The sequence below is a fragment of the uncultured Desulfovibrio sp. genome (assembly GCF_944324935.1).
Classification (GTDB): Bacteria; Desulfobacterota; Desulfovibrionia; order Desulfovibrionales; family Desulfovibrionaceae; genus Desulfovibrio.
Genome location: NZ_CALUYG010000020.1, coordinates 1 through 18,406, shown reverse-complemented (window position 1 = coordinate 18,406; position 18,406 = coordinate 1). Strand labels below are relative to the sequence as shown.

The following is an 18,406-nucleotide window of genomic DNA, read 5'->3' as shown; positions in this document are numbered from 1 at the left end:
GGCTTATTCCGGCTCCATAGTGCAGCGCAGCGGGAAACCCGCCGCCCGCGCCTTCTGGGTCACGCGGCGGACCTTGGCCTCGGCGATCTCCGCGGTGTAGACGCCGCAGCGCCCTACGCCCTTCTCATGTACGGACAGCATGATACGCGTGGCTTCTTCCCTGTTCTTGTTGAAAATCCCCTGAAGGACATCGATCACGAAATCCATGCTGGTGTAATCGTCATTGTGCAGCAGCACCACGAAGCGCTGCGGCTCCTTGACGCGTTCTTTCACCAGGCTTTGTCCGTCGCTTTCATCCTGGGGTCTGTACGGGGCCGGCATGGCTCAGTCCTCCTCTGGCGGCAGATGCAGGACGGCGCGCCATTGCGCCGCCTGACAGGGGGAAAAGACAAAGGAACGCTCCGGCGGCAAACCCTGTTCCGCGCGCCAGCGTTGATGCAGTACATGGTAAGAGTCGGCACTGGTCGGCAGCTTGTCAAGTTCAAGCAACACTTCAACTTCGCGGATGCGTTCCGCCGCGCCTTCCAGTTCCACCACCTGACGAAAGGGCAAAATGTCCATGTCCACCTGTACCCCGTCCAGCTGCCAGCTTTCCCGGAATTTTTCGTAGCGGGCGGCGGGAAGATAGCCCAGCCCTTCCAGGATGCCCTGCATGGCCTGTCTGTCCGCCACCGGGCATTCGCGCTCCTCCCGGATCTTGAAGCCGGTCTCGCCGGCATGGCGCGCGGCCACGGGCGGCAGCTTGAGGGTGAGGATATGATCCTCACGACCGGCCCACTGGCGGCTGCGCAGACGGAGCAGGCGATGGCTGTCGAACAGTTCGTCCTGTCTGTCAAAGAGGATGTTGCGTTCAAAATGGACGCCTTCGCTGCGGGCGGCGTGGGCGGTCAGCAGCTCACGCAGGCGGGAAAAGTCGGCATCCAGATATTTTCGCTCCACTTCATAGCTCATGGTTGCCTCAGGGGTTGCGGCGGTGGAAGAGCCGCTGTTGCAGCTGGGTCAGGGTGGATATGCCGCCCGTGTCCGCCGCCGGGTGGATGATGGGAGAAAAGCCGAGCCGCTGCGCCTGCCGGAGCCGCAATTCCTGGGCGGCCACCGGGCGGATCTGGCCGTTGAGATCGACTTCTCCCCAGAGGACGCATTTTTCCGGCAGCGGCACGTCATAGTAGGAGGAGAGCACGGCCGCCACCAGCGCCAGATCGAGCCCCGGTTCCTGCAACTTCATGCCGCCGCCCACCTTGGCGTAGATGTCCACCTGGCCGAAGTTGAGCTTGAGGCGTTTTTCCAGCACGGCCAGCAGCAGATGGAGCCGGTTGGCGTCAAAGCCCAGGGCCGCCCGGCGCGGGATGCTCAGAAAGGTACGCGCCACCAGGGCCTGTACCTCAACCGCCAGCGGACGCTGGCCGTCAACGGCCATGACCACGGCCGTGCCGGAGAGCTCAGGGTCGCGCGCGCCGAGGAAAAAGGTGGAGGGATCGTCCACCACTTCCATGCCGCGCTGGCCCATGCGGAAGACCAGGAGCTCCTCATTGGGGCCGAAGCGGTTCTTGAACACGCGCAGCAGGCGAAAAAGCTGGCGGCGGTCGCCCTCTACGGAAATGACCGTATCCACCATGTGTTCCAGCATGCGCGGCCCGGCCAGCACGCCGTCCTTGGTGACGTGCCCCACGAGGATGAGCGTCGTGCCCGTGCGGCGGCAGCATTCCAGCAGCGCGGTGGCCACGGCCCGTACCTGGCTGACGTTGCCGGGCAGGCCGTCGGCCTCGAGGCTGGTCAGGGTCTGGACGGAGTCCACCACCAGCAGGGTCGGCGTGGCGCTTTCCACAGCGGCAATGACTTCCTCCACACTGGACGTGGCCAGGGCCAGCAAACGTTCATGCAATACTTCAAGTCGTTGCCCGCGCGCCTTGATCTGGGGGAGGGACTCCTCGCCGCTGGCGTAGAGCACGTCCCTGCCCTGCCGGGCCACGAGCCCGGCCACCTGGAGCAGGAGGGTCGATTTGCCGATGCCCGGTTCGCCTCCCACCAGCAGGGCCGCGCCGGGCACGAGCCCCTTGCCGAGGACGCGGTCCAGCGCCTCCATGCCGCTGGCATAGGGGGTGTGGCCCGCGTCGGAAACGTCCTGCAGGGGCTGGGGACGGCTGCCCGGCGTGCGGGCGGCGGAGGAAGAACGCGAGGCCGTGGTGCGGGGCTGGGCCGCGGCCTGCAGGGTGTTCCATTCATGGCAGCCGGGGCATTGCCCGCGCCATTGCAGGGTCTGTGCGCCGCAGGCGGAACAGATGTAGACTTCGCGCGTTTTTGCCATGCGGCAAACCTACGGAAAAAGGCGGTGAGAGGCAAGTGCCGCGGCGCTGTCCGACCGCATGATGGGTACGCCGCGCAAAAAAAGGAGCTGCCCGGAAATGGGCGGCTCCCTCACGGTCACGAAAGGCTGTTCTACAGTCCGTTAAAGCATTTTTCGTTTGGAACGTTTTGCGTTTCAAACCCTGTGGACTGTCGTTTCGCGGGAAAAACGCGGTGTTTTCCATTCGCTTTTGATAAAAGCGCGCTGGGGAAGGGATGGGGGGAAGGGGAACCCCTCCCGCGCCGGCGGCGATCCAACGGGCGGCCCAGAGGGCCGTGTCCGTTAGGCGACGAAGGAGCCTTACGGACATCGACAGCAGAGCGAGGGGTTCCCTTCCCCCAAACAAGTAACGGATAGTGTTAACAGGCCCTAAGGAGCGACGGGCGCGAGCTTCAGGTCGGCGGGAGCCGTGATCTCGACCTCCTGCCGGACATCGCTCGTGCCGCGTGCGGGGACCTTCACGTCCCAGAAGAGGATCCCCGCGTCCTCATCCGTGGCCGGTGCGGGCGTGCCGCCCAGCTTGAGGGCCACGCGCTCATCCACGCTGCGCGGCAGGGGGCGTTCCAGCCGTACCCGCACTTCCTCCGGCCGTTCGTTGCGGATGGCGTAGCGCCAGCTCCAGCGCCAGAAGCGGCGGGCATTGATGATGCCGCTCTCGTTTTCCTTGCGGGTCTCGTTGATGGTGGCGACCGTCACGCGCGGGTCGGCCCCGAAGAAGAGCTTCACCTTGCCGGCTTCGGGGCGGAAGGCGCCCGTGCCCACATACTGTCCGTCGATGCGGCACTCCATGAGACCGGCCGGCCAGGAGGGACGGTCGTCAAAGGCGTATTCCGCCGTCATCCATACGCGGCTCTCGCCCGCCGAGGGGCGGGCCAGCCATTGCATGGGGGCCGCCCATTCCTCGCTGGTGACGTTGAGGATGGACTTGCCCTGCGCCAGCCCCGCGGTGGGGATCTCCCAGCGGACAAAGGCCCCGTCTTCCCGGGCGGGGATGCCGCTGTTGTCGACGGCCGCCATGAGCGGGACGGCCTTGCCCTGCGCCGGCGGGCCGGCCAGACGCGGCCGGCCCGGGGCAACGGGCTCGATGACCCAGTCCGGCAGCGCATCCGGCGCTATCTCGCCGGGCGTGCGGGTGACCAGCGTCAGCCGGGCCTTGTCCCAGTCCATGCCGGAATACTGCCAGACCTCGGCCGACATGACGATATCCACCTTGCCCGTACCGGGACGGGCATTGAGGCTGTAGCGCGGCTGCCAGCCGCAATCATGCAGGGTGTAGGTGCAGGTGACCCGTACCGGCTTGCCGGGGAACTGGGCCAGCACAATGTCCAGCCGCTTGCCCTGCCCGGAAGCGGCGGGCACGGCGTTGATCAGCTTGCGGAGCTGCTCCAGCTCGCGCGTGAGGCGCTGGCGTTCGGCCATGAGGCCGGGCACGGTCTTTTCCGCCAGCGCGGACAGATTTTCCACGGTCGCGCCGTCCGCGCCGCCGGGGAGCTGCCTGTGCAGCTCCATACGGGCAGTGCAGGCCGCGATACGGCCTTCCAGCTCGTCGGCCCGGGCCAGCAGCTGCCGCCGCTGCGCGGCGGCCTCGCCCTGGGGCTCGGAGGTGACGGGCGTCAGCATCCAGCGCAGGATGCGCTGACCCTCCACGACGGGCGAGACCTCAGCCGCGCCGTCCGGCAGCAGCAGCGACACCACGGGCTGATCGTTGCGGACCTCCGTCAGCAGACCGTCTTCATTCAGGGTGATCCGCGCGCCGCCGGGAAACAGCTCCACGCTGTGCGGCTGATCGAATATGCCGGCCATTTTCCGCTCCGTCCGCTCCTTGTGCTTCGGACAAACGGGCGTGGCGGAAGGGGTCTTCGTCTCCGGGGGCGTCGTCGTTTTTCCGCCGTTATCGGGAAACGTCGAAGCACCTGTCGGCATGGTCGCGACCTCCGGCATGGCGGCCGCCGCCTGCGCGGGAGCGTGGCCGCCCGTCAGCAGGCCGCACAGGGCCAGTGCGGCCAGCGGCAGCCCGCGGCCGTGCCGGAGAGGCCCGCGGCACGGATGCGGCGTCTTGCAGTTAATGTTGAACATGAACATATCTCCTGCTGCCTTAGCGGGTAAGACGGCGGAATTTCAGGCGATGCGGCGTATCGGCATCCTTGCCGAGGCGCTTCTTGCGGTCTTCCTCGTATTCCGTGAAGTTCCCCTCGAAGAAATCCACCCTGGAGTCGCCTTCAAAGGCCATGATATGCGTGGCGATGCGATCGAGGAACCAGCGGTCGTGGCTCACCACCAGCACGCAGCCGGCAAAGTTGTCCAGCGCGTCCTCAAGGGCCCGCATGGTGTTCACGTCGATGTCGTTGGTGGGTTCGTCCAGGAGGAGGACGTTGGCCCCGGACTTGAGCATACGGGCCAGGTGCAGGCGGTTCCGCTCCCCGCCGGAGAGCACATCCACCTTTTTCTGCTGGTCCGCTCCGTGGAAGTTGAAGCGCGTGCAGTAGGCACGGGCGTTCACTTCCCTGCTGCCCAGCTTGATGGTCTCGTGGCCGTCGCTGATGAGTTCATACACGGTCTTGCCCGGCGTGAGCGACTCGCGCCCCTGATCCACATAGGCGAACTTGACGGTATCGCCGATGGTGATGGAGCCGGCGTCCGGCTGTTCCTGCCCGGTGAGGAGCTTGAACAGCGTGGTCTTGCCCGCGCCGTTGGGGCCGATGATGCCCACGATGGCCCCGGCGGGCACGAGGGCGTTCACATCCTCCATGAGCAGCTTGTCGCCCATGCTTTTGCTCACGCCCTTGAGTTCGATGACGCTCTTGCCAAGGCGCGGTCCCGGCGGGATGTAGATCTCCAGATCCGGTGCGCGCTTCTCGCTCTCGTGGGAGAGCATGGCCTCATAGGCGTTGATGCGGGCCTTGCCCTTGGCGTGGCGGCCCTTGGGGGACATGCGGATCCACTCGAGTTCGCGGGCCAGCGTCTTCTGGCGGTCGGCCTCGGCCTTGTCCTCCTGGGCCAGACGCTTCTGTTTCTGTTCGAGCCAGGAGGAATAGTTGCCCTTCCACGGGATGCCGCGGCCGCGATCCAGCTCAAGGATCCAGCCCGCCACATTGTCGAGGAAGTAGCGGTCGTGGGTGACGGCGATGACCGTGCCGGGGAAGGTGGAGAGGTAACGCTCCAGCCAGGCCACGGACTCGGCGTCCAGATGGTTGGTGGGTTCGTCCAGCAGCAGGATGTCGGGATTCTGGAGCAGCAGACGGCAGAGGGCCACGCGGCGGCGTTCGCCGCCTGAGATATGCTCCACGCTCATGTCGCCGGGCGGGCAGCGCAGGGCATCCATAGCCATTTCCAGCTTGGAGTCCAGATCCCATATGCCCTTGTGATCCATCAGTTCCTGCACTTCCGCCTGACGGGCGATGAGGGCGTCCATCTCCTCCGGTTCCATGGGCTCGGCGAATTTGGCGTTGATGGCTTCGAATTCGCGGGCGATGGCCATGAGCTCGGCCACGCCCTCCTCCACCACTTCCCGCACGGTGCGGGTCTCGCCCTGCAGGGGCTCCTGTTCCAGATAGCCGATGGTATAGCCGGGCGCGAGCACGGTCTTGCCGTCAAAGGACTGATCGACGCCGGCCAGGATCTTGAGCAGGCTGGATTTGCCCGCGCCGTTCAGGCCGAGCACGCCGATCTTCGCTCCGTAAAAATAGGAGAGCGAGATGTCCTTGAGCACTTCCTTCTGTCCGTGCCGCTTGGACACGCGGATCATGGAATAAATAATCTTGTCCGGTTCGTTGCTCATGCTTTCCTCAAAGGTCGGATTGGGCGGCCGCCGGCCGCCGGGACAGCAAATCTATACGGAGTCGCACGGATTTTCAAGCGTGCGACGGGAGCCCCTTGATTTGCCCTCCTCTCTCTGCCAAGATGACCTCCCGCCGCGATCCGGCGGCGGTGAGGAGGGAATACGACATATGCGTACTTTTTTCGGCCCGAATTTCCATAAGATCATGGGCGGCTCCATGGTCGTGGCCGGTACGGCCATCGGCGCGGGGATGCTGGGCCTGCCCATGATCTCCGCGGGCATGTGGTTCAACTGGTCGCTGGTGGTCATCTTTGTCTCCTGGTTCTGCATGCTGCGCGCCAGCCAGGCCATCCTGGAAGTGAATCTGGGCTTCGAGCCCGGGGACAGCCTGCACACCATGGTCAACCGGACGCTGGGGCCGGTATGGAGCCTCATCAACGGCCTTGCCGTGGCCTTCGTGCTCTACACGCTGGTGTACGCCTATGTGAGCGGCGGCGGCTCGGTGGTACAGCAGGCCATGCAGTCAAGCTGGGGCTATACGCCGCCGCGGGTGCTGACGAGCCTCATCTTTTCCCTGCTGCTCACGGCCTGCGTCTGGTGGAGCTCCCATGTGGTGGATCGCCTTTCCGTGGTGCTCATGGGCGGGATGATCATCACCTTTTTCCTTTCCGTGGGCGGCATGATCGGCAATGCCGATCTGGGGCACATCTGGGGGGATCAGGCCGACAGCGGCGAAGTCATCTTCCTGTTCGGCGCGGTCTCGACCTATCTGACCTCCTTCTGCTTCCATGCGTCGGTCCCCAGCCTCATCAAGTATTTGGGCAAGGAGCCCCGCATCATCAATGCCTGTCTGCGTAACGGGACCTTCATCGCCCTGCTCTGCTACCTTGTCTGGATCATCGCCGCCGACGGCATACTGGACCGCGAGGCCTTCCGGGCCGTCATCGCGGCGGGCGGCAATGTGGGCGACCTTGTGCAGGCTTCCGGGTCCTCCCTGGGCTACATCATCCAGAAGATGCTGGAATTCTTCGCCCTGCTCGCCATCGCCACGTCCTTCCTCGGCGCGGGGCTCGGCCTGTTCGACTACATGGCGGACCTGTGCAACTTTGACAATTCCCGGCGTGGGCGTACACTGACCATGCTGGTCACCTTCCTTCCCCCCATGCTGGGCGGCCTCATCTGGCCGGACGGCTTTCTGGCGGCCATCGGCTGGGCCGGTCTTGCCGCGGCCATCTGGTCGGTCATCGTGCCGGCCATGCTGCTGCACGTCAGCCGCCGCAAGGGGGGCGAGGCGCTGTACCGCATGCCCGGCGCAGGCTGGGCCATCCCTCTGCTGCTGGTGTACGGCATCGGGGTGGCGGTGTGCCATACCCTGACCGTACTGAACTATCTGCCTGCCTTCAAATAAGGAGGATCATTATGAGCAAGGAACTGATCAACACCGCCAAGGCCCCCGCCGCCGTCGGCCCGTACAGCCAGGGCATCCGCTCCGGCGAGACCTGCTACTTTTCCGGCCAGGTCGGCCTGGTGCCCGAGACCGGCAAGATGGTGGAAGGCGACGTGGCGGCCCAGGCCGAGCAGGCGCTGAAAAACCTTTCCGCCGTGCTGGCCGAAGCCGGGCTCAGCACGGAAAACGTGGTGAAGACGGTCGTCTTCATTACGGATATGGACAACTTCCCCGCGGTCAATGAAGTCTACAAGAAATACTTTGCCGCTCCTTATCCGGCCCGTTCCTGCGTGGCCGTGTCCGGCCTGCCGCTGGGAGCGCTGGTGGAAGTGGAGGCCATCGCCACCCGCTAGGGGCAAGTCCGGCTGTCCGCTGAGGCGGACGCCGTGCGACGCGCTGGCACACGACGCCATATGGACGGAGGGAGTTGCGGCTCCCTCCGTCTTTTTTTATATTTCTGACGTATGCTGATGACTTTTTCCCTCTTTCTCACGTTGTATATCCTGCTGCGGGTCGTCCTGCCTGCGCCGCTTTCCTTGCGGATGCGGCTTGCGCTGGCGGTGCTAGTGGCTGCCGGGACCTGCAAGCTCCTGCTTTTCCGCTTTTTTTTCGGCTCCTATTCGCCGGAAGTGCCGCGCTGGTTCCAGATCGGCACGGGCATCCCGCTGGGCATCGTGCTGCTCTTCGCCGCGCTGAGTCTGGGGCGGGACGTTTGTCTGCTGCTGTGTCTGCTGGCTGAACGCTGCGGACTGGGGCACGTCTGGACGCGCCTGCGCCCGTATGATGCGCGTCTTTCGCTGGGACTGGGGCTGCTGGCCCTGCTGCTGGCCGCCGTGGCCATCCCCACGGCCCTGCGCGTGCCCGCCGTGCGGGAGGTGGAGCTTGCCGTGCGGCATCTGCCGTCGGAACTGGACGGCATACGGCTGGCGCATCTGAGCGATCTGCATGTCAGCCGCACGTTCGGACGGGCATGGACGGCGGAGCTGGTGGAGCGCGTCAATGCGGCCCGGCCGGATGTCGTCCTGTTGACCGGGGACATTATGGACGGATCCCCTGCGCTGCGCGCCGACGACATCCGCCCGCTGGCCGATCTGCGCTCGTCGCTGGGCACATATGCCTGTACGGGCAATCATGAATACTATTCCGACTACCCGGCCTGGCGACCCCTGCTGCGTCAAATGGGCATTACGATGCTGGACAACGCGGCCGTCAGCGTGGCCCGCGGCGGCAAGGAACTCTTCCTGCTTGGCGTGACCGATCCCGCTGCCGCGCGCTTCGGTCTGCCCGGCCCGGATGCGGAAGGCACGCTGCAACGCGGCCTGGATGCTGCCCGTGCGCTCATAGCGCCCGTGGGCAGGACGGAGACACGGCCGGACGGCACACGGGCACGCGTTCCCGTGATCCTGCTTTCCCACCGTCCGGCCCTGTTCGACGCGGTACGGGGCAAGGTGACGGTGCAGTTGTCAGGCCATACGCACGGCGGTTCGATCCTGGGCGTGGACTGGCTGGTGGCCGCCTTCAACGGCGGCTATGTGCGCGGCATCTACGGCGACGAGGACTCGCGCCTTGTGGTATCCAGCGGTTGTGGACTGTGGGGCGGTTTCCCCTACCGGCTGGGGGTCCCCGGAGAAATTTTGTTGCTGGTCTTGCGGCGGGCCGGGGATGGGCCCGCTTCCTGACGCGGCGGGAGGGACGCCACCGCGGTACGGACGATGCGGCATGGCGCGGCATGGCGCGAAACGGCGCCCGCCCCACAGGGAGCGGACGCCGTTCACCTGGCCTGTCGCGCGCTGGATCAGCGGTCGTTCAAACAAGGCAAACAATGGGCGTTGAGCGTATGGCTTCGACGCCTCCTGGCAAAAGCGTGCCGCCTGAGCAGTCCTAGGCTTTTTCCACGGCGGCGTAATAGAGCTGATCCCCGCGCGTCTGTGTGACGGCCTTGCCGTCGGCCACCAGCATTTCCAGATGCTTGAGCGCCTCGTTATGGTGGATGGCCAGTCCATCGGCCACGTCAATAACGGTGCAGGGTCGCCGGGCGATGGTCGCCAGCACGTCTTCCTCCTGTACCTCGGTGCGAAAGCTCGTGTGCGCCGCATCATCGAGGTGCGTGGCGATGATCTCCACCTCACAGGGAACGGAGGCGGCCATGCGCTCCCGGATGGCGCGCAGGCGGTCCGCCGGCACGGGGCGGGCGCTGCGCTCCGCCGGAGGACGGCAGACGCTGTTGAGCTGCACCTTGTCCGGGCGGATCTGTGCAACGAGGCGGCACAGGGCGTCGATGGAGGCGTCATCATCGTTCATGCCCCCAAGCAACATGATCTCCAGCCAGATCTGGCCGTGGAATTCCGTGCGGAAGCGGATGAGCCCGTCCACGATCTCCTGAAATTTCAGAGAAGGCTCGGGATCGTTGACCGCCATGAGCTGTGCGGCAGTGCCGCCGTCCAGAGAGGGAATGACCACATCCGCGGCAGCCAGGTCCGAGCGGACATCTGGCCGCCAGAGAAGCGAACCGTTGGTGATGACGACCACCGGCACATCGGTCATAATCTTGATGTGGCGGATGATGTCGCCAAGGCGGCTGTGGAGTGTCGGCTCGCCTGAGCCGGCAAAGCTGATGTATTGCGGGGTATCGGCGGCAAGCTTGCGCTTCACCTCATCGAGGAGCTCATCGACGGGCACATATTCCTTGCGTTCGATGGTGTGATTGGTGGTGTGCCCGAGCTGGCAGTAGACGCAGTCAAAGGAACAGGTCTTGAATGTCAGGGCGTCCACGCCCAGCGAGCGACCCAAACGGCGGGAAGGGACCGGGCCGTAAACATGTTGGAAGGCTTTGCTCATGCCCTTTTGCTCCTGTAACATGAAAAATGGAAAGCATATCTGCCCGCCACTGGCGCGGACGCCCGTAACGTGCAGATCGGTGTCATGAGGCTTGTCGGCCCGGATGACTGGGAAAGGAAATTATGCCTGGCTTTCGCTGCTGTCAAACCCCCTGAGCGCAGGCTGGCTTTCGCGCATTTTGCGCAAGGCGCGCGCGGTTTCCCGCACCAGGGTCAGGATGAGCTCACGTCCGTCAGGGGCGAGATCCCGCAGTTCTTCGGCAATGGCGGCGGCCCAGTCGTCCGTTTCGGGACTGGCGTCGCGGAAAAGATCCGCCACGCGGCAGTCCAGAAAATGGGCCACTTCCGGCAGCCGGGAAAATTTGGGCGCCATGACGCCTTTTTCCATGCGCGAAAGCGAGTCTTGTGTAATGCCGAGCTTCTCGGCAAGCATGGCCTGCGTCATCCCACACATTTTGCGTCGCCGGGCCATGACGCGGCCGACCTGCGCGGCAAGTTTACTAGCATCCTTGGAATTCATGTTAACGCCTCCTTCTGTCTTTTTCGCAGGAACTGCGCCGGGGGAGAACAGCTTATAACGCGCAATATGTTGATTTATAAAGTATGTCATAATAAAATATGTACTTTTTAGTATGAGTGTGCTAATTGAGAAACTATTATATATATGATATTTTAGTAATATAACATGAAAAAAATTTTTATTTTATTTTTTTGTATGCGATTTAAAGATAGTTTTTTGAAAAAAGATGGATTGTTGTTTTTTATATTGCATATTGTTGCTTAGGATATACATTATTTTTTTTCATTATGTATGTATGAATTCATGCAAATATGGATATTTTTTCATTTATCAATAAATTATTACATTTTATTGCAGTTTTTGAATTTATCGTTTTTGCCCATTTAGCTGCATGTTTCATGTTAATAGTGAAATATATATGTGTAAATTGCAATTTGTTTTTGTGTTTCATTATGGATAAAGTAAAAAAATAATATATTATAAATTGTGTATAAAGTGCATTTTATTTATTTTTATTTTTTTTAGAAAAAGGCATGCAGAGTATTTTTCCCTATGCACTAAAATATTATATATATTGCTTTTATTTAAAAATAAATTAAAAATTATTTTGCTCAATGAAAGAAAAAAATAGACAATATTTCTTTTTTTACAGAACTGAAAGCGATATGAAGGGAAAGAATATATCATATATGAATATTTACACAGTAAAAAATTTATAACTTGCTGTAATGTATATTTATATGTATGTGGACAGAGAGCCTGCAATGACAGAGAGCCCCGCAGTGACGGGGAGCGTTGCGGAATGACAACGAAAACGGTGATACCGGCAGGTGAGGTGGACTGTTCGCGTGACGCATGGTCTGCTCCTTGGCGATGGCCTTACGGGATGTCGCGACAGTGTCATGGTCAGCCGGGGCGGCGCGGGATCTCGTTCCCACTTTCGGCCTGAGGGGAAAGCACGCTGGGAACAAGACAGAAGAAAGCGCCATCTCATCGGCTTTCTTTGGTTTTATGGTACATGACTGTGAACGGGAGAGCAAGGCGGAGCCGTGCGATATTTTGTGTTGCCTTGCCGGATGCGATGCTGGAAAAGGAGGGATCATGGAGTGTGCTTACCTGGCCGATACCTTCTGCCCTGCGGAACAGAAACGCTTGTGGCAGAAACTTGCCCTGGGGACGCAGCAGGCTGACCCGTTTTGCTCCGGCCCGCTCTGGCAGCTTTCCTTCCATGCCGCCGTTTCGCCCCGCCGCCGTCTGCGTATCCGGGCCGATGACGGGGCCGTGCTGGCCTTTGCCGAGCAGCCCCTTTCTGACGGGAGCGTGGCCCTGACGCCCATAGAGTCGCACTGGCTTTTTGGCGCCTGCCTGCTGGGCAGGGCTGCGCCGGCGCTGCTGGAAGGATGGCTTGGCGAAAGCGGTACGCGCATCTTTTCCAAGATCCTTATCAGCGGCATCCGCCCGCGTGGCAGCCGGGCCGCCAGCCTGCTGCAACGGCTGGAAAAAGATTTTCGCGTGCTGCATTTCGCCGACGGCCTCCAGTGTGCGGCTTCCCTGAAAGGCGGGCTGGATGGCTTTCTGGCCCGGCGGTCGGCCAATCACCGGCAGAAGCTGGCCAAGGCCCGGCGGCGGGCGCTGCGGGCAGGCATCGTTTTTGAGCGGCATGCGCCGCGGACAGCCGAGGAAGCCGCGCCGCTCTACGCGCGCATGCTGGCTGTGGAAAGGACGAGCTGGAAGGGAATCGCCGCCTGCGGCATGACGGAGCAGCCCGCCCGACAGTTGTACGCGGTACTTGTGCGCCATCTGGCGCAAGAGGGGCTGGCGCGCATCATGTTTGCCCGCCATGAGGGCGTGGATATCGGTTTTATTTTCGGCGGCAAGGCGGGCAACGTCTATCGAGGGCAGCAGTTCAGCTACCATGACGCCTGGAAGCGCTGGGGGATCGGCAATCTCCTGCAGGTGGAGCAGGTGCGCTGGCTCTGCGAGGAAGGCGCCTGTCGTTACGATATGGGCCCGCTCGACGGCGAAGCCATGCGCTACAAGGAACACTGGACGGAAAAGCGCCTGCCCCTCCAATCCTGGCTGCTGCTGCGCCGTTGAGGGCAGCGGCGGGCAAACGACGCACCGGGCGCGGTTCTTTCGCGGCGGTTCTTTCGCCGCGGTCCTTCCCGGCCGTCTGTCCTTGACAGGGGGGCGGTTTTGAGCTTTTTGTGGAACGTATTGTCCCGCTTGTTTTCACCGTTTGCCAAAGGAGATGTCATGCGAACCCTTTCCGCTCCCCTGCTTGCCGCCGCCCTGTTTTTTGCCACGCCCTGCGCCGCGCTGGCGGAGACCGTCACCCTGCCCGCCCCGGATACCGCCGGCGGCCTGCCGCTCATGCAGGCGCTGGCCCAGCGGAAGACGATTCGCAGCCTGAGCAAGGATCCGCTGGATCAAGCCACGCTCGGCAATCTGCTCTGGGCCGCCTGGGGGCGGAATCGTCCTGACGGCAGGCGAACGGCGCCCAGCGCCCGCAACCGGCAGGCGCTGAAACTCTATGTCAACAAGGCTGACGGGCTCTGGCTGTATGACGCCGCCGGGCATCGTCTCGAACGGATCGCCGCCGCCCCCCTGGGCAGTCCGCTGGATGATGCCGCCGTCGTGCTGATCTATGCCGTGCCGGAGGAGGATCCTTACGGCGGCATGCATATCGGTTCTGTCTACCAGAATGTGGGGCTGTTCTGCGCTTCGGCGGGGCTGGGCAATGTGGTCAAGGCGTCCACCACCCGCGATGCGGGCCGCTTTGCCTTTCTGCCGGACGGCTGGCGGGCTCTGGCCACCCAGTCCGTGGGCAGGCCGCGGTAGATCGCGGATACGAAAGGCCTCGCGCCTCACGGCATCCAGCGGCAACGGAAGGCGTGCGTCTGCCGGAAGGCGTACGCGCCGTTGCCGCACCTGGAGCCGCCGGTGCGGGCCAACCTCCTTTGCCGTCCTTCAGGGGCGGGTGTCGTCGCGGTGAGAGGAGCGGCATTCTTTTTTCTTTTCCATCCTGCCTGGCGAGCATGTATGGCGGTCTTTCGACAGCAGCAGGTTTTTCAGCCTTTCTCCGCAGAGCATGGACGATTGCGCGATGCGTGCGAGCCGGGCCCGGCACAAGAGTCTGTGCTGATCGTCATCAGAGATGACATGCTGGTCAAGGCAGTCATATTTCAGCAGATACGCCAGTTTTTCAATATCTATGATGCCGTCGCGTCCTGCATCGATTCTTTTATAGAAAAAGTGTTTCCGGCGGGCTATCGTCACGTAATTCTCATTATTTTCACGATGGATTGCATAAAGTTTCGTGTCAAGTCCGGTAAAGAAAACGATGTTGTGGAAGACTGCCCCCTCGATGCCGAGCACGACTTCCGAACTGGAGATCTCCCGCAGCTGTTCCCGCACAGAGAGCTCCTCAGGATAGATGACATTCCATCCGCAGTTCCTGAGTATTTTTTCTGCATCTTCTTCATTTGTTTGAATCGTCTTCTCAATATTTTTCCGCGAAAGATAGGTCTTTTTCCCCCGTATCATCTTTTCCGGGCGGATGCAGGAGAGAAAGCTGTTGTGTTCTTCAGAAAATTCTGTGGGTATGATATATCCCGGCTGGGGAACCTCACGTGCGGCAAAAGCCGTCGGGCGGGTTATCTCAAAAAACGTGTTCGTTATGCCGAGGATGGAGAGAATCTCTCGCTGCCAGGGAAGCATTTCGCCTTGATAATCTTTTATATAGCGGCACAGTAATGCCGGGGTATGCCGCAAATGCGTCATCCGGGACAGGCTTTCTAAAATAACATGTCCGTAATGATTGAAAAATCTTCCGCAATAAACAGCGGGGGCGTCAATGAATGCCTCTGGCGTGCCGGAGGGGGCCAGAAAATCTATCCGCGCGTTAATGACGAAGACTGAGGGAGCGGTTCCCCATACGCATAGACGCCCGAGAGATAGAGCGGGAGCCGTTCCAGGAGCGGCTGAGACGGCATGACCAGATAGGGATAGGCAGTCTGCGCTTCATCCATAAGGCATTTCTTCCTTGCCGGCGCGCCCGGCGGCCATAAGGTCTGGCGCCCCGAAGAGGGGCGGGCTGTCGCGTGCCGGGCTGCCGGGAAAACCGACCGTTCGCCATGCCGGCATGGTGTCGCCTGTTTTTCCACATCACCTTGCCGCATGAAAAAACACGTTTTCACTGACGGCACGCGTATGCCTTCCTTGTTTCCAAGTGCGCGGCATATTGCGGCGTCAGGCAAGCAGAAAGCGGCGGCGAGCCCATTTCCCGCAATGCGGTTTTCCGGTCCGCCGGCCGGTGAACAGGTCGTGCGCCCCCTTGCCAAGCCCGGCGCACTTGGGCAACATGCGGCCAACGCCATTCAAGGAGCTATCGTGTCGCATAAACGATTTGCCGTCGTCGGCGGCGGGCTGGCGGGCTGCGAATGCGCCCTGCGGCTTGCCCGGGCCGGGCTGGAGGTGACCCTTTTCGAGCAGAAGCCGGCCGCCATGTCCGCCGCCCATGTGAGCGGGCAGCTGGCGGAGCTCGTCTGTTCCAATTCGCTGCGCTCCGACGAGACGACTTCGGGCATAGGGCTGCTCAAGGCCGAGATGCGCGCCCTGGGCAGCGAGTTCATGGCGGCGGCCGACGCCCACCGCGTGCCGGCCGGCAAGGCGCTGGCCGTGGACCGTGAGGCCTTTGCCGCCGACATGACGCAGCGCATCGAGGCCGCAGAACATATCCGCCGGGAAGAGGCCCGCATCACCGGGCTCGACGACGCCCGCCTGCAAGGGCATGACGTGATCATCCTGGCCAGCGGTCCCATGACGGATGCCGCCCTCTCCGCCTCGCTGGCGGAGACCATCGGTACGGCATACTGTTATTTTTATGATGCCATCGCGCCCATCGTCTGGACGCATTCCCTCGATATGTCCATCGTCTTCCGCGCTTCGCGCTACGGGCAGGAAAAAGGGGAAGAAGGTGGCGATTATCTGAACTGCCCCTTTGAGCGGGACGAATACGAGGCATTCCATGCGGCCCTGATGGATGCGGAGAAGGTGCAGCCCCACGGTTTCGAGAAGGAAAAGCACTTCGAGGGCTGCATGCCCATCGAGGCCCTGGCCCAGCGCGGGCCGCGCACGCTCACCTTCGGCCCGCTCAAGCCTGTGGGGTTCGTGGACCCCCGCACCGGCCGCCGGCCGTGGGCCGTGCTGCAACTGCGGGCGGAAAGCCGCAACGGCGAGGCCTGCAATCTGGTGGGCTGTCAGACCAAGCTGACCTATGCCGAACAGGCCCGCGTCTTCCGCATGGTACCGGGCCTGCAGCGGGCGGAATTCGCCCGCTACGGCAGCATGCACCGCAATACCTACGTCAACGCGCCTGAAGTCCTCGCGCCCGACCTGTCGTTGCGGGCCCGACCCGATGTCTTCCTGGCCGGGCAGATCACCGGGGTGGAAGGTTATGTGGAATCGGCGGCCTCCGGGCTCTGGCTGGCTCTCATGCTCATTGCCCGCGAACAGGGGACGCTCTTGCCCCAGCCGCCTGTGGAATGCGCCCTCGGCGCGCTGCTCAACCATCTGCGGACGCCGGTCAAACATTTTCAGCCGTCCAACGCCCATTTCGGCCTCATGCCCGAACTGGACGAAAAGGCGAAAAAAAAGGATCGCAAGGCGCTCTACGCCCAGCGGGCGCAGGCGGCCTTCCAGCGCTGGTGCGCGGATGCGGCGAAGGCCGGTTGCCGCCTCTTCCCCAGCGCGGCCTTTTAGGCTATAGTTGCTCAAACGTCGTTCCTGCGACAAAAAAAGGAGCCGGTTATGGAATTGGAAGCCGTTCAGGCCAGCATCAATGTGGCGTTGAGCCGTTCCATCATGGACATGCAGGCCAATATGGCCAGTCAGATCATCAACGGCAGTTCGGCCGGTCTTGCGACGCAGACCGATCCCGCCCGTGCCGCCGGTCTGGCCGCCGAAGGCATCGGTACCCGGCTGGATACCGTGGCCTAAGAGGAGAGGACACGCCGGCGTGAGCGCTCCTTCCCGTATCTTTTCCGCCGGAACGAGCGTAACGCGCGTTGTTTTTTCCCCGCAGCCGGGCCCACATCTTCAGCAGGGCGCTCCGCCTCACAGGGGAGCGCCCTTTTTCCGCCGCCCGTCGCAGCGTTGCGGCGGCAGACGGCAACGTCCTTTTCCGGGAGGTTCGTATGAAAGTTCTGGTGACGCCGCGTTCCTTCGGCAAGACCGACCCCACCCTTTTTGACAGCCTGCGGGAGGCGGGGCTGACCGTCGTGCGCAACGAGACGGGCGGCATCCTCTCCGGCGAACAGATGTGCGGCCTGCTGGCGGACTGTCAGGGGCTCATCGTCGGTGTCGATCCGGTCAATGCGGAGGTGCTTGCCGCCGCCCCGCAGCTCAGGGCCGTGGCCAAGTACGGCGTGGGGCTGGACAACATCGACCTTGACGCCTGCGCTGCGCGGGGCATCGCGGTCTCCCGGACGCAGGGCGCGCCCACCGAAGCCGTGGCCGATTACGCGCTGGCCCTGATGCTGGCCGTTGCCCGCAAGGTCCCCCTCATCGACGGGCGCTGCCGCCGCCGGGACTGGAGCAAGATCACCGGCATCGACCTTTTCGGCAAGACGCTGGGCATCGTGGGCCTGGGGGCCATCGGCCGGGCCGTGGCCCGGCGGGCAAAGGGCTTTTCCATGCGGATACTGGCCCACGACATCCGCTGGGACGCCGCCTATGCCGAGGCCAACGACATCGAGCGCGCCACGCTTGACGACATCTGCGCCCAGGCCGACGTTATCACGCTGCACACCCAGCTTGACGACAGCACCCGGCATTGTATCGACGCCGGTCGTCTGGCGGCCATGAAGCCGACGGCCATCCTCATCAATACCGCCCGCGGCGAGCTGGTGGACAATGCCGCCCTGCTGGCCGCCCTGCAGGAAGGGCGCATCTACGGCGCGGGACTGGATGTGTTCGAGCAGGAGCCGCCCGTGGAGGACGGCTGGTACGCCCTGGACAATCTGGTCATGGGCTCGCACTGCTCCTCCTCCACCAGCGGGGCCACCCAGCTCATGGGCCGTATGGCCGTGGCCAATCTGCTGCGCGATCTGGGCCTGGCTCCGGCGCAGGAGGCTTAGTCCGATCAGCCGGGTGCGGCATGGCCGCTTTGGCGCTTTTACTTTTTCTTTCCTCTTTCGAGTGGCTATTGGGGGGAGGGGAACCCCCTCCCCTTCCCCCAGCGCGCTTTTGCTGAAGCGTTTTGCCGTTGAAAAAAGCAAAACGCTCTACTTTCATTCTGGTAAGTAGAGGTTTTGGGAAAAAATGGGAGGTGAGGGGGCACCCCCTCTTTGCCGCAGAGCGCGACCGAAAGGCGGCCGTAGGCCGTGCCCGTTAGGCGAGGAAGGAGCCTTACGGGCATCGACAGCAGAGCGAGGGCTTCCCCCTTTTCCTCCAAACAAAAAGCAAGCAGTGTCGATAC

16 protein-coding genes are annotated in these 18,406 nt (G+C 62.5%); 8 read left to right on the top strand and 8 right to left on the bottom strand.

All coding sequences use genetic code 11. The annotated features are described in order from the left end of the window. Nucleotides 1-3 precede the first annotated feature (3 nt). From clpS to ettA, 5 genes are all read right to left on the bottom strand, one after another. Nucleotides 4-321 (bottom strand): ATP-dependent Clp protease adapter ClpS, encoded by a 318-nt coding sequence (clpS, locus tag Q0J54_RS06175; protein WP_296304589.1) that lies wholly within the window; start codon nt 319-321, stop codon nt 4-6. A gap of 3 nt (nt 322-324) precedes the next feature. Continuing rightward, nucleotides 325-951 carry a class IV adenylate cyclase gene (locus Q0J54_RS06170; RefSeq protein ID WP_296304588.1) on the bottom strand — a complete coding sequence of 209 codons (627 nt, stop codon included), beginning with the start codon at nt 949-951 and terminating at the stop codon, nt 325-327. A 7-nt stretch (nt 952-958) separates the two neighbouring features. Next, nucleotides 959-2,305, bottom strand: a complete 1,347-nt coding sequence (radA, locus tag Q0J54_RS06165; protein ID WP_296304587.1) for a DNA repair protein RadA — start codon at nt 2,303-2,305, stop codon at nt 959-961. Between the two features lie 408 nt (nt 2,306-2,713). Next, complete coding sequence (locus tag Q0J54_RS06160; RefSeq protein WP_296304586.1) at nt 2,714-4,420, bottom strand: DUF4139 domain-containing protein; 1,707 nt, start codon at nt 4,418-4,420, stop codon at nt 2,714-2,716. A gap of 19 nt (nt 4,421-4,439) precedes the next feature. Then, a complete protein-coding gene (ettA, locus tag Q0J54_RS06155; RefSeq protein ID WP_296304585.1) occupies nt 4,440-6,122 on the bottom strand; it encodes an energy-dependent translational throttle protein EttA in 1,683 nt (560 codons plus the stop codon). Nucleotides 6,123-6,291: 169 nt separating this feature from the next. Between ettA and Q0J54_RS06150 the strand changes: the two genes are divergently transcribed. The 3 genes from Q0J54_RS06150 (at nt 6,292) to Q0J54_RS06140 (ending at nt 9,248) form a co-directional block, all read left to right on the top strand. Beyond that, a complete protein-coding gene (locus Q0J54_RS06150; protein ID WP_296304584.1) occupies nt 6,292-7,530 on the top strand; it encodes an aromatic amino acid transporter in 1,239 nt (412 codons plus the stop codon). An 11-nt stretch (nt 7,531-7,541) separates the two neighbouring features. After that, nucleotides 7,542-7,922, top strand: a complete 381-nt coding sequence (locus tag Q0J54_RS06145; protein ID WP_296304583.1) for a RidA family protein — start codon at nt 7,542-7,544, stop codon at nt 7,920-7,922. Nucleotides 7,923-8,039: 117 nt separating this feature from the next. Continuing rightward, nucleotides 8,040-9,248, top strand: coding sequence for a metallophosphoesterase (locus tag Q0J54_RS06140; protein ID WP_296304582.1), 1,209 nt, complete (start codon nt 8,040-8,042; stop codon nt 9,246-9,248). Between the two features lie 202 nt (nt 9,249-9,450). Here the strand turns inward: Q0J54_RS06140 and Q0J54_RS06135 are convergent, their stop codons facing one another. Continuing rightward, nucleotides 9,451-10,407 (bottom strand): radical SAM protein, encoded by a 957-nt coding sequence (locus Q0J54_RS06135; protein WP_296304581.1) that lies wholly within the window; start codon nt 10,405-10,407, stop codon nt 9,451-9,453. A 120-nt stretch (nt 10,408-10,527) separates the two neighbouring features. Then, nucleotides 10,528-10,926, bottom strand: coding sequence for a helix-turn-helix transcriptional regulator (locus tag Q0J54_RS06130; RefSeq protein ID WP_296304580.1), 399 nt, complete (start codon nt 10,924-10,926; stop codon nt 10,528-10,530). A gap of 1,101 nt (nt 10,927-12,027) precedes the next feature. Between Q0J54_RS06130 and Q0J54_RS06125 the strand changes: the two genes are divergently transcribed. Next, a complete protein-coding gene (locus tag Q0J54_RS06125; RefSeq protein WP_296304579.1) occupies nt 12,028-13,023 on the top strand; it encodes a GNAT family N-acetyltransferase in 996 nt (331 codons plus the stop codon). 159 nt (nt 13,024-13,182) lie between these two features. Further along, nucleotides 13,183-13,767, top strand: coding sequence for a nitroreductase family protein (locus Q0J54_RS06120; RefSeq protein WP_296304578.1), 585 nt, complete (start codon nt 13,183-13,185; stop codon nt 13,765-13,767). 129 nt (nt 13,768-13,896) lie between these two features. Here the strand turns inward: Q0J54_RS06120 and Q0J54_RS06115 are convergent, their stop codons facing one another. Beyond that, nucleotides 13,897-14,730 (bottom strand): glycosyltransferase family 61 protein, encoded by an 834-nt coding sequence (locus Q0J54_RS06115; RefSeq protein WP_296304614.1) that lies wholly within the window; start codon nt 14,728-14,730, stop codon nt 13,897-13,899. Nucleotides 14,731-15,105: 375 nt separating this feature from the next. Here Q0J54_RS06115 and trmFO point away from each other — a divergent pair, with 375 nt between their 5' ends. From trmFO to Q0J54_RS06100, 3 genes are all read left to right on the top strand, one after another. Next, nucleotides 15,106-16,689: a methylenetetrahydrofolate--tRNA-(uracil(54)-C(5))-methyltransferase (FADH(2)-oxidizing) TrmFO gene (gene trmFO, locus Q0J54_RS06110; protein ID WP_346666812.1), complete on the top strand. Its 1,584-nt coding sequence runs from the start codon at nt 15,106-15,108 to the stop codon at nt 16,687-16,689. A 48-nt stretch (nt 16,690-16,737) separates the two neighbouring features. Continuing rightward, nucleotides 16,738-16,926, top strand: coding sequence for a hypothetical protein (locus Q0J54_RS06105; protein WP_296304576.1), 189 nt, complete (start codon nt 16,738-16,740; stop codon nt 16,924-16,926). A 197-nt stretch (nt 16,927-17,123) separates the two neighbouring features. Further along, complete coding sequence (locus Q0J54_RS06100; protein WP_296304575.1) at nt 17,124-18,065, top strand: phosphoglycerate dehydrogenase; 942 nt, start codon at nt 17,124-17,126, stop codon at nt 18,063-18,065. The last annotated feature ends 341 nt before the right edge of the window (nt 18,066-18,406 follow it).

Coding starts and splice junctions, on each gene's coding strand:
- Q0J54_RS06125 (WP_296304579.1), top strand. CDS start 12,028: ATGGAGTGTGCTTACCTGGCCGATACCTTCTGCCCTGCGGAACAGAAA.
- Q0J54_RS06140 (WP_296304582.1), top strand. CDS start 8,040: ATGACTTTTTCCCTCTTTCTCACGTTGTATATCCTGCTGCGGGTCGTC.
- Q0J54_RS06105 (WP_296304576.1), top strand. CDS start 16,738: ATGGAATTGGAAGCCGTTCAGGCCAGCATCAATGTGGCGTTGAGCCGT.
- Q0J54_RS06130 (WP_296304580.1), bottom strand. CDS start 10,926: ATGAATTCCAAGGATGCTAGTAAACTTGCCGCGCAGGTCGGCCGCGTC.
- trmFO (WP_346666812.1), top strand. CDS start 15,106: ATGAAAAAACACGTTTTCACTGACGGCACGCGTATGCCTTCCTTGTTT.
- Q0J54_RS06145 (WP_296304583.1), top strand. CDS start 7,542: ATGAGCAAGGAACTGATCAACACCGCCAAGGCCCCCGCCGCCGTCGGC.
- clpS (WP_296304589.1), bottom strand. CDS start 321: ATGCCGGCCCCGTACAGACCCCAGGATGAAAGCGACGGACAAAGCCTG.
- Q0J54_RS06150 (WP_296304584.1), top strand. CDS start 6,292: ATGCGTACTTTTTTCGGCCCGAATTTCCATAAGATCATGGGCGGCTCC.
- Q0J54_RS06100 (WP_296304575.1), top strand. CDS start 17,124: ATGAAAGTTCTGGTGACGCCGCGTTCCTTCGGCAAGACCGACCCCACC.
- Q0J54_RS06120 (WP_296304578.1), top strand. CDS start 13,183: ATGCGAACCCTTTCCGCTCCCCTGCTTGCCGCCGCCCTGTTTTTTGCC.
- ettA (WP_296304585.1), bottom strand. CDS start 6,122: ATGAGCAACGAACCGGACAAGATTATTTATTCCATGATCCGCGTGTCC.
- Q0J54_RS06170 (WP_296304588.1), bottom strand. CDS start 951: ATGAGCTATGAAGTGGAGCGAAAATATCTGGATGCCGACTTTTCCCGC.
- Q0J54_RS06160 (WP_296304586.1), bottom strand. CDS start 4,420: ATGTTCAACATTAACTGCAAGACGCCGCATCCGTGCCGCGGGCCTCTC.
- radA (WP_296304587.1), bottom strand. CDS start 2,305: ATGGCAAAAACGCGCGAAGTCTACATCTGTTCCGCCTGCGGCGCACAG.
- Q0J54_RS06135 (WP_296304581.1), bottom strand. CDS start 10,407: ATGAGCAAAGCCTTCCAACATGTTTACGGCCCGGTCCCTTCCCGCCGT.